Annotated in this window: 8 protein-coding genes, 1 other RNA gene and 1 pseudogene; 2 read left to right on the forward strand and 8 right to left on the reverse strand. The window is 69.0% G+C overall.

Annotated features, from left to right (window positions below; all coding sequences use genetic code 11):
* The first annotated feature begins 3 nt into the window (after positions 1-3).
* Positions 4-2,934 carry a glycoside hydrolase family 3 C-terminal domain-containing protein gene (locus ABZX90_RS07665; RefSeq protein WP_355202327.1) on the forward strand — a complete coding sequence of 977 codons (2,931 nt, stop codon included), beginning with the start codon at positions 4-6 and terminating at the stop codon, positions 2,932-2,934.
* Between the two features lie 85 nt (positions 2,935-3,019).
* Here the strand turns inward: ABZX90_RS07665 and ssrA are convergent.
* The 5 genes from ssrA to ftsE all read right to left on the reverse strand — a co-directional run bounded on the left by ssrA (position 3,020) and on the right by ftsE (position 7,042).
* Positions 3,020-3,408: a transfer-messenger RNA gene (gene ssrA, locus ABZX90_RS07670) on the reverse strand.
* Positions 3,409-3,549: 141 nt separating this feature from the next.
* Positions 3,550-4,083 carry an SsrA-binding protein SmpB gene (smpB, locus tag ABZX90_RS07675; protein ID WP_355202379.1) on the reverse strand — a complete coding sequence of 178 codons (534 nt, stop codon included), beginning with the start codon at positions 4,081-4,083 and terminating at the stop codon, positions 3,550-3,552.
* Between the two features lie 81 nt (positions 4,084-4,164).
* Positions 4,165-5,331, reverse strand: a complete 1,167-nt coding sequence (locus tag ABZX90_RS07680; RefSeq protein WP_355202330.1) for a S41 family peptidase — start codon at positions 5,329-5,331, stop codon at positions 4,165-4,167.
* A 67-nt stretch (positions 5,332-5,398) separates the two neighbouring features.
* Positions 5,399-6,319 (reverse strand): permease-like cell division protein FtsX, encoded by a 921-nt coding sequence (gene ftsX, locus ABZX90_RS07685; RefSeq protein ID WP_351130847.1) that lies wholly within the window; start codon positions 6,317-6,319, stop codon positions 5,399-5,401.
* Between the two features lie 33 nt (positions 6,320-6,352).
* On the reverse strand, positions 6,353-7,042 hold the full coding sequence (gene ftsE / locus ABZX90_RS07690; protein ID WP_351130846.1) for a cell division ATP-binding protein FtsE: 690 nt from the start codon (positions 7,040-7,042) through the stop codon (positions 6,353-6,355).
* Between the two features lie 301 nt (positions 7,043-7,343).
* Between ftsE and ABZX90_RS07695 the strand changes: the two genes are divergently transcribed.
* Positions 7,344-7,535: a hypothetical protein gene (locus tag ABZX90_RS07695; protein WP_351130844.1), complete on the forward strand. Its 192-nt coding sequence runs from the start codon at positions 7,344-7,346 to the stop codon at positions 7,533-7,535.
* A 95-nt stretch (positions 7,536-7,630) separates the two neighbouring features.
* On the opposite strand, the gene ABZX90_RS07700 is transcribed toward ABZX90_RS07695, so the two are convergent.
* The 3 genes and pseudogenes from ABZX90_RS07700 to ABZX90_RS07710 form a co-directional block, all read right to left on the reverse strand.
* On the reverse strand, positions 7,631-8,251 hold the full coding sequence (locus ABZX90_RS07700) for a hypothetical protein (protein ID WP_351130843.1): 621 nt from the start codon (positions 8,249-8,251) through the stop codon (positions 7,631-7,633).
* Between the two features lie 337 nt (positions 8,252-8,588).
* Positions 8,589-9,695, reverse strand: coding sequence for a peptide chain release factor 2 (gene prfB, locus ABZX90_RS07705; protein WP_351130842.1), 1,107 nt, complete (start codon positions 9,693-9,695; stop codon positions 8,589-8,591).
* A 115-nt stretch (positions 9,696-9,810) separates the two neighbouring features.
* Positions 9,811-10,004: pseudogene (locus ABZX90_RS07710) on the reverse strand (serine/threonine protein kinase); the annotation flags it as partial.

Genomic DNA, 10,004 nt, shown 5'->3' on the forward strand with positions numbered 1-10,004 from the left:
GTCATGCGGAAAGGCAACAAGAAGAGAAGCAGACCCGGAACGGCGGCCCTGGTGACCGTGGCCCTCGCGCTGATCGCGGGCCTGGCCACCACCGCGGGCCCCGCCGCCGCGTCCCCGTACCCCTATCCCTTCCGCGATCCGCGGCTGCCCGTCGCCGACCGCGTCGACGACCTGCTGGGCAGGCTCACCCTCGACGAGAGGATCTCCCTGCTCCACCAGTACGAGCCCGCGGTCCCCCGCCTCGGCATCCAGGCGTTCCGGACCGGGACCGAGGCCCTGCACGGGGTCGCCTGGCTGGGGAAGGCCACCGTGTTCCCGCAGGCGGTCGGGCTCGCCTCGACCTGGGACCCGGCGCTGATCGAGCGGGTCGGTTCGGCGGTCGGCGACGAGGCGCGCGGCTTCCAGCGGGAGCGCCCGGACGGCTGGGGCCTCAACCTGTGGGCGCCGGTGGTGAACCTGCTGCGCGACCCGCGCTGGGGCCGCAACGAGGAGGGTTACTCCGAGGACCCGTATCTCACCGGCTCGATCTCCACGGCGTACGGCCAGGGTCTGACGGGCGGCGACCCCGACCATCTGAAGACGGCGCCCACGCTCAAGCACTACCTCGCCAACAACAACGAGGCGCACCGGGCGACCACGTCCTCCGACCTGCGGCCGCGCGTCCTGCACGAGTACGACGAGGCGGCCTTCGCACCGGCGGTCCGGGCGGACGCGGCGACCGGCGTCATGTCCTCGTACAACCTGGTCAACGGCCGTCCCAACACGGTCAGTCCGGATCTGGACGATGTCGTCCGCGGCTGGACGGACCGGGATCTCCTCAACGTCACCGACGCCTTCGCCCCCGGCAATCTGCTGCCCGCCACCCAGAACTACTACCCCACGCTCGCCGAGGGCGACGCGGCCGCGCTGAAGGCGGGCATCGACAGCTTCACGGACAACAGCGCGGACCCGGAGCCGACCACCACGGCCGTCAAGTCGGCGCTGTCCACGGGCCTGTTGAAGGAGTCGGACGTGGACACCGCCGTCTCCCACATCCTCGCCGTCCGCGTCCGGCTCGGCGAGTTCGACCCGAACGGCGGGAAGTACGGAGCGATCGACGCGTCGGTCATCGACAGCCCGGCCCACCGGAAGCTGGCCCGTGAGGCGGCCACCGAAGCGGCGGTGCTGCTGAAGAACGACAACGCGCTCCCCCTGAAGGCGTCCTCGGCCAAGGACGTCGCCGTCGTCGGCCCGCTGGCCGACACCCTCTACACCGACTGGTACTCGGGCACCCTGCCCTACGCGGTCACGCCCAGGGCGGGCATCGAGGCGAAACTCGGCACCCCGGTGACGAGCAGCGAGGGCGCCGACCGCGTCGCGCTGCGGGACACGGCGACGGGGAGGTACGTCACGGCGGGGGCCTCCGAGGCGGGAGCCGCCCTGAGGGAGAGCGCGGAGAGCGGCACGGCCTCCCAGTTCGACGTCTTCGACTGGGGCTCCGGCATCGTGACGCTGCGCTCGGCCGCGAACGGGAAGTACGTGGGCTACAACTGGTCGGGCTTCGTCAACGACCAGGTCCAGCCCAACGGCTGGTTCGTGCAGCAGCAGTTCAAGCTGGAGCGACAGGACGACGGGACGTACCTGCTCCGGTACGCCGGCTACGAGACCGGCGAGTCCTGGTGGTCGAATCCCGTCTACCTCGGGCCGGCCGGTGACGACGGCACTCTCGGTCTGGTCACCAAGGAGCAGGCGGCGCACTACGCCAAGGAGGTCGTCCGTAGCGGCGTCGACGATGCCGTGGCCGCGGTGAAGGGCAGGGACACGGCGGTGGTGGTGGTCGGCTCGATGCCCTCGATCAACGGCCGTGAGGACCACGACCGCACCGACATGGGCCTGGCCCCTTCCCAGGAAGCCCTGGTCAGGGCGGTGCACGCGGCCAACCCGAAGACGGTCGTGGTCGTCGAGAACAGCTATCCGACCACCCTCGGCTCCCTCCAGGACGAGGTCCCCGCGCTCCTGTGGACCACGCACGCGGGCCAGGAGACCGGCAACGCCCTCGCCGATCTGCTCTACGGCGACGCGAACCCGTCCGGCCGCCTCACCCAGACCTGGTACCGCTCGGAGTCGGACCTGCCGTCGATCCTCGACTACGACATCATCAAGTCGGCGCGCACCTACCAGTACTTCACGGGCCGCCCGCTCTATCCCTTCGGCCACGGCCTGTCGTACACCTCGTTCCGCTACGGCGCGCCGAAACGCGTCGACGGCGGTTACGAGGTCGCGGTGACCAATACCGGCAGGCGGGCCGGCGACGAGGTCGTCCAGCTCTACACGCACCAGCGGGTGTCACGCGACAAACAGCCGCTGAAGCAGCTGAAGGCGTACGCGCGGGTGGCGCTGAAGCCGGGCGAGACGAAGACCGTGAGATTGCCGCTGCGCACGAAGGACCTGGCCCACTGGGATGTCACGCGCTCGCGGTGGGTGGTGGAGAGCGGGACGTACGACGTGCTGGCCGGCGCGTCGGCGGCCGACATCCGCTCCCGTACGGCCGTTCAGGTGCGGGGCGAGACGATCCCGCCCAGAGACCTCGGCCGCACCACCCGTGCCGAGAACTTCGACGACTACGCCGGCATCCGTCTCGTCGACGAGTCGAAGGCACGCGGCACGGCGGTGGGTTCGACGGCCGACGGCGCGTGGCTGAAGTTCGCGGACACCGAACCGGTCGACAGGGCAACGGAGTTCAGCGCAAGTGTGGCCGGCGGGGCCGGCACCGTCGAGGTCCGCCTCGGCTCCCCCACCGGGACCCTCCTCGGCACGGCACACCCGGACGGCACCTCGTCGCCGTACGCCTACGAGACGGTGTCCGCCGCCCTGACGGACGCGCCGAAGGGACGCCAGGACGTCTACCTGGTGCTGAGCGGGGACCTGCGTCTGTCGACGTTCACCCTGCGCTGACCCTGGCCCGTGACACGGGACGCACGAAGGCCCCGCTGCCTGAGCAGCGGGGCCTTCGTCACGATATTCAATTGGAACATGGGATGAGTGGAGATGGCGGGAATCGAACCCGCGTCCAACGGTGCAAAATCAGGGCTTCTCCGTGTGCAGTTCGCTGCGATTTTCTCAGCCCCGGCGATCACGCGAACAAGTCGCCGACGGGCTCAGTCACTGTTTGATTTCCCACCGAACCCCGTGACCGGGCTCAGTGGTTTAGTCCCCTAGATTATGCCAGGATCCGGGTCGGGAACACTCCCGGGCTGACACCCATTAAGGGTCCCTCACTCACTGCTTATTAGGCAGCGAGGGCGAAGGACTGGGAATCGCTCTTGGAATTGGCGATTATTTTTTGCGACATATGGTTAACGAGATCATTGCCGCTTCCTCGACACGCTTCCCCTGCTTCAACAGCCGCTGTCGAAACCGATCATCCCCATGTTGATTTTTCAAAGCTCGGCTCCTCCGAGGAGGAACCTCGCACCCGCTGTGAGGTGCGCTGCCATCCTACGTGACCAGCGCACGACGGTGCCAGCCTATTCCCTCGGGCCCGCCGGACCGGCCACGCCACTCGCCGCGCTACTCGCCGCGCTGCTTCCGCTTGGCGGCCGCGATCGCGCGGTCCGACTCCCGCCGGTCCTGCTTCTCCCGCAGGGTCTGCCGCTTGTCGTACTCCTTCTTGCCTCGGGCGAGCGCGATCTCCGCCTTCGCCCGGCCGTCCTTGAAGTACAGGGCGAGCGGCACGATCGTGTGACCCGTCTCCTGGGTCTTCGCCTCCAGCTTGTCGATCTCCTCGCGGTGCAGGAGGAGCTTGCGCTTGCGGCGCACGGTGTGGTTCGTCCAGGTGCCCTGGCTGTACTCCGGGATGTGGGCGTTGTGCAGCCACGCCTCGTTCCCGTCGATCTGGACGAAGCCGTCGGCCAGCGAGGCGCGCCCCTGGCGCAGCGACTTCACCTCCGTGCCGGTCAGGACGAGCCCGGCCTCGAAGGTGTCGATGATCGCGTAGTCGTGCCGCGCCTTCTTGTTCTGCGCGACGATCTTGCGCTTGCCGTCCTTGGCCTTGCCGGAGCCCTGGCCGCCCTGCTTGGGCTGGGACTCCTTCGGTACGTACATTCCCTTGCTCATAGTGCTGGCCATTTTCGCACTACAGGGGGGTCTGGGGGAAAGCCGATTACCGGGCCCGCGGTCCGGAGGTCACGAAGGGTCCCCGAGCCCGCTCAGCACGGTCTCGGCCCGCTCCAGCGATTTCTTGTCCGCCTCGAGGTCGGGGGTGATGCCCCGGCCGTCGACGGAGCGCCCCGCGGGGGTGCGGTAGTGGCCGACGGTCAGCTCGGCGACGGAGCCGTCGGGCAGTCGGCTCGGCATCTGGACCGAGCCCTTGCCGAAGGTCCTGGAACCCACGACGACCGCGCGCCCGCGGTCCTGGAGGGCCCCGGTGAGCAGCTCGGCCGCACTCATCGTGCCGCCGTCGACGAGCGCGACCAGGGGTCTGGTGGTGTCGCCGCCGGAGTCGGCGTGCAGGGCGCGCTGGGCTCCGTTCACGTCGTACGTGGCGACGAGGCCGCCGTCGAGGAAGGCGGAGGCGGCGGTGACGGCCTCGGTGACCAGACCGCCCGAGTTGCCGCGCAGGTCGAGAACGATCCCGGCCCGGCCCGGTGCCCGGCCGACGGCGGACCGTACGGCGTCGCCCACGCCCTTGGTGAAGGCGTCGACCTTGATCATGGTGACCTCGCCGGGAAGCCTGCTGACGGTCACGGAGTCCGTGGAGAGCCTGGCGCGGCGCAGGGTCCGGCTCCACGACTGCGTGCCGCGCTCCAGGCCGAGGGAGACCTTCGTGCCGGCGTCCGCGTCGTCGGCGTCCCCGCGCAGTAAGGAGACGACCTCGGTGACCGGCCGGCCGTCCACCTTCGCGCCGTCGACGGTGATCAGGCGGTCGCCCTTGCGGATGCCCGCCGCGGCGGCGGGCGAGCCCGACCGGACGCGGGTGACCTCGATCCGGCCGTCGCGCTCGCGGCGTGCCCACAGGCCGACGCCGGTGTACTGGCCGTCGAGGGCTTCCTCGAACTCCTCGTACTCGCCCTGGGAGTAGACGGCGCCCCAGCGGTCGCCGCTGCGGCTGACGGCGCGCTCGGCGGCCTCCATGGGGGACTTGCCGTCGGCCATCGCCTCGGCGGCGGCGTCGGTGACCTCGTCGTGGTGGCGTGCCGACGCCGAACGGGGCGTGCCGGCCGGGGTCTTCCGGCCGGGGTCCGAGAACGATCCGGTCGCCGCGCCGGCGACGAGGACACTCGCGAACACCAACGTCAGGGCCGCCCCGCGGCGGATGCGGCGGGGCTCGCAGAACAGGTCACGGCCTGACATGCCGGTGAGTCTAGGACAACGCGAAGGGCCGCACCGCCGGTTGGCGGCACGGCCCTCTTGGCATGCGTCACACCTTCAGGTACTTGCGCAACGCGAAGAAAGCCGCAAGCGCGGGCATCAGCAGGCTCGTCGCGAGGATGAGCGGGAGCTTGGTCAACACGGCGTCCCAGCCGATGAAGTTGATCAGGTTCAGCTTCTCGGACAGGGCCAGCCCGTGGTCGATGATGAAATACCGGGCGACCAGCAGGAAGCCGCAGGCGACACCGCCGCCGATGAGTCCGGCGACCGCGGCCTCCGCGATGAACGGCGCCTGGATGTAGAAGCCGGAGGCGCCGACGAGGCGCATGATGCCCGTCTCGCGCCGCCGGCTGAACGCCGAGACGCGCACCGTGTTGACGATCAGCATCAGCGCGACGACGAGCATCATCGCCATCACCGCGCGCGCGGCCCAGTTCATGCCGTTGAGGAGCCCGAAGAGGTTGTCCAGGATGCCCTTCTGGTCCTGCACGGACTGCACGCCGGCACGGCCGTCGAAGGCGGTCGCGATGACCTGGTACTTCTCCGGGTCCTTCAGCTTGATCCGGTACGACTCCTGCATCTGGTCCGGCGTGAGGGAACTGGCCAGCGGGGAGTCGCCGAACTGCTCCTTGTAGTGCTTGTACGCCTGGTCCGAGGACTCGTAGGCGACCTTCTGCACCACCGTGGACATCTTGTCCAGGTCGGCGAGGATCTGCTTCTTCTGGTCGCTGGTCACCGCGCCCTTGGCGCAGTTGGGGTCGGACTCGGCATCGCTCTTGTTGCAGAGGAAGATCGAGACGTTGACCTTGTCGTACCAGTAGCCCTTCATGGTGCTCACCTGGTCGCTCATCAGGAGCGAGCCGCCGAACAGGGCGAGTGAGAGGGCGACCGAGACGACGACCGCGAAGGTCATGGTCAGGTTGCGGCGGAGACCGACACCGATCTCCGACAGAACGAACTGCGCGCGCATGGCGTCTTCCTCAGACCTTTCCGTGGACGATGATCAGTGCTGGTAGCCGTAGACGCCGCGCGCCTGGTCGCGGACGAGACGGCCCTGCTCCAGCTCGATGACGCGCTTGCGCATCTGGTCCACGATGTTCTGGTCGTGCGTGGCCATCAGGACCGTCGTGCCCGTCCGGTTGATCCGGTCGAGCAGTTTCATGATGCCGACAGAGGTCTGCGGGTCGAGGTTTCCCGTCGGCTCGTCGGCGATGAGGAGCTTGGGCCGGTTCACGAAGGCTCTCGCGATGGCCACACGCTGCTGCTCACCACCGGACAGCTCGCCGGGCATCCGGTCCTCCTTGCCGCCCAGGCCGACGAGGTCGAGCACCTGGGGCACGGACTTGCGGATCTCGCCGCGGGACTTGCCGATGACCTCCTGGGCGAAGGCCACGTTCTCGGCGACCGTCTTGTTGGGCAGGAGCCGGAAGTCCTGGAACACGGTCCCCAGCTGGCGGCGCATCTGCGGCACCTTCCAGTTGGAGAGGCGCGCGAGGTCCTTGCCCAGGACGTGCACCTGACCGTGGCTGGTCCGCTCCTCGCGGAGGATCAGCCGCAGGAAGGTGGACTTTCCGGAGCCGGAGGACCCCACGAGGAACACGAATTCTCCGCGCTCGATCTCCAGGGAGACATCCCTGAGAGCGGGGCGGGTCTGCTTGGGGTAGACCTTGGAGACGTTGTCGAATCGGATCACGGATGCACCACGGGTCGCCGGGGGTAGGTGTGCGTGACCATACGCGAACCGGGTGGGCGAGCGCAGTCGGCGTACGGGGTTGCGCGAGGCTTGCACTTTTTGTCACAGATCTGAGGCGCGTTTCACCCCGGATCCGAGCGGCTGGCGGCACTCCGGACGGGGCAGGATAAGGCGAGCCGCGCCTAAATCCGCGGAACCTGGCACAGTGGTAGGGGAACGGTTGCGTTCCCCGCAGCGTTAAGAGAGCGATGTGTACGCGAGAACGTTGCGTACGCGGAGACGGCGCAAGGAGGGCCAGCGCATGACGTACGACCGATTGGTATGCGCTAACTGTGCGGCGCCCGTCAGCGAGGGCCGCTGCCGCGTCTGCCGTGCGAACCGGGAGCGGCTCCAGCAGGAGAGCCCCTTCGCGGGAATGAACCCCATGGCACTGATCGCGCTGCTCGCGGTACTGATCGCGGCGCTGGCGCTGGTGGCCCACCAGACGGTGTGAGAGCCGTGCGGACGGCGCCGCGGCGCTGACCTGCCCATGACGTGAGGAAGGGCCCGGAGCGAGCTGCTCCGGGCCCTTCGTCCTGCGCGTGTGCGTCAGGCGGTGGCACCGCCGCGGCCGCCGGCGAGGCGCGGCAGCAGGCGGAAGCCGATACCACCGGCGATCATCGTGGCGGCACCGATGAGCAGGAACGTGGTCTGACCGGCACCGGTCTCGGCCAGCTCACCGTCGTTCTTGCCCTGGGCCTCGGTGTCCGAGCCCGTGTCGGTGAGGGCCGAGGAGCCCTCTTCCTGGGTGGAGGATCCACCGTTGGGGTCGGCGTTGTTGCCGCCGCCGCCCGTGCCCCCGGTGTTGCCCTCGGCGGGCGCGGAGCTGGTGCCGGAGCTGGGCTCCTCGGTGGGCTCGTCGGTGGGCTGAGTCGGCTCCTCCGTGGGCTCCGTGGGCTCCTCGGTGGGCTCGGTCGGCTCCTCGGTGGGCTCGGTCGGCTCCTCCGTGGGCTCCGTGGGCTCCTCGGTGGGCTCGGTCGGCTCCTCCGTGGGCTCGGTCGGGATGCCCGTCTCGGTGGGCGTCGGGGTCGGGTCGTCGGCGCCGTTCACGCTGACGCCGACATTGAGGTCGAGCGCCGAAGCGGCACCCGCCGCGGTCAGCGAAGCGCCGGCGGCAATCACTGCACCTGCGGCTATCCGCGCCACGCGGATCCGCGTCTTCTTGGTCATCTGCCTGCTACCCCCAGTAGCTGATCGTCAATGGAGCAGCGCCCGGGGCCACGGCGTCACAGGAAGCTTCGCTCGGCCCCCCGGTTCACATGCGCCCCGGAGATACGCATGCCACACGTCACCCTTCCCAGATTTCAAAGCATCGTCAAGGTCGTTGCGTACGCGATGTCCGGAAACAACATCGTTTGCCTGCCGTACGAACATGCGACTGTGACGTAAAACCCAGACAACCCCCACAACAAAGGCAACTGCCGTCCGATGGACGGCAGTTGCCTTGTCGACAAAGAGGTTTCCAGAGGGACGGAAGTCGCACACCCTCATCGCGCCTCGCGGGTGTCTACTTCTCCTGCTGCTTGCGCCAGCGAATTCCGGCCTCGAGGAAACCGTCGATCTCGCCGCCGAACACGGCCTCGGGGTTGCCGACTTCGAACTCGGTGCGCAGGTCCTTGACCATCTGGTACGGGTGCAGGACGTACGAACGCATCTGGTTTCCCCAGGAGTTGCCGCCGTCGCCCTTGAGGGCGTCCATCGCGGCCTGCTCCTCCTGCCGGCGCCGCTCGAGCAGCTTGGCCTGCAGAACGTTCATGGCCGAGGCCTTGTTCTGGATCTGCGACCGCTCGTTCTGGCACGAGACGACGATGCCGGTGGCCAGGTGGGTCAGGCGCACCGCGGAGTCGGTGGTGTTGACGCCCTGGCCGCCGGGACCGGACGAGCGGTACACGTCGATCCGGAGCTCCGACTCGTCGATCTCGATGTGGTCGGTCTGCTCGACGACCGGCAGGATCTCGACACCGGCGAAGGAGGTCTGGCGGCGGCCCTGGTTGTCGAAAGGCGAGATGCGCACCAGCCGGTGCGTGCCCTGCTCCACGGAGAGCGTGCCGTACGCGTAGGGCACGTGGACGGCGAAGGTGGTGGACTTGATGCCCGCCTCTTCCGCGTACGAGGTCTCGTAGAGCTCCGTCTTGTAGCCGTGGCGCTCGGCCCAGCGCAGGTACATGCGCTGGAGCTTCTCGGCGAAGTCGGAGGCGTCGACGCCGCCGGCCTCGGCACGGATGGTGACGACGGCCTCACGGGAGTCGTACTCGCCGGACAGGAGCGTGCGGACCTCCATCTCGTCCAGCGCCTTCTTGACGGAGACGAGCTCGATGTCGGCCTCGGCACGGGTGTCCGGGTCGTCCTCCTCCTCGGCCATCTCGAAGAGCACGCTCAGATCGTCGATGCGCGACCGGAGCGCCTCGGCCTTCCTGACCTCCGCCTGGAGGTGGCTCAGCTTGCTGGTGATCTTCTGCGCCTCGTCCGGGTCGTCCCACAGGGACGGCGCGGCCGCCTGCTCCTCGAGCACAGCGACATCTGCCCTCAGCTTGTCGAGGTCCAGGACGGCCTCGATCGACTCCATGGTCGAGGAGAGGGACTTGAGCTCTTCGGATACATCGACGACTGCCACGCCTCCAGCGTAACGGCTACGGCAACCGGGGCCCGCCCCTCGCCCCCGAGGGGCCTCCGCCCTGCCCCCGGGGCCATGGCCGCGCCCGCCGGGGACCCGCGTCACCCCTGGGGCGTCACGGGGAGGCCGGGGCCGAGTTCCTGGTGTCCTGGGGTGTCGCGTCGGCGTCGTCGCCGGAGGTGGCGAGCCAGGTACCGACGCCCACCGCGGCGACGAGGGCGACCGCCGACGGCGACCGCCAGACCCGCCCGTACGAGGGCTCCTGCATCTTCCAGAACCGTCCCGGCTTCGCCGGTGGTGCGGGCTGCT

The organism is Streptomyces sp. NPDC002935 (assembly GCF_040611295.1).
Lineage (GTDB): Bacteria > Actinomycetota > Actinomycetes > Streptomycetales > Streptomycetaceae > Streptomyces.

What these genes read in the sequence shown, in the direction of transcription:
- ABZX90_RS07695 (WP_351130844.1), top strand. Translation starts at nt 7,344, where the DNA reads ATGACGTACGACCGATTGGTATGCGCTAACTGTGCGGCGCCCGTCAGC.
- ftsX (WP_351130847.1), bottom strand. Translation starts at nt 6,319, where the DNA reads ATGCGCGCGCAGTTCGTTCTGTCGGAGATCGGTGTCGGTCTCCGCCGC.
- ABZX90_RS07680 (WP_355202330.1), bottom strand. Translation starts at nt 5,331, where the DNA reads ATGTCAGGCCGTGACCTGTTCTGCGAGCCCCGCCGCATCCGCCGCGGG.
- smpB (WP_355202379.1), bottom strand. Translation starts at nt 4,083, where the DNA reads ATGTACGTACCGAAGGAGTCCCAGCCCAAGCAGGGCGGCCAGGGCTCC.
- ABZX90_RS07700 (WP_351130843.1), bottom strand. Translation starts at nt 8,251, where the DNA reads ATGACCAAGAAGACGCGGATCCGCGTGGCGCGGATAGCCGCAGGTGCA.
- ABZX90_RS07665 (WP_355202327.1), top strand. Translation starts at nt 4, where the DNA reads ATGCGGAAAGGCAACAAGAAGAGAAGCAGACCCGGAACGGCGGCCCTG.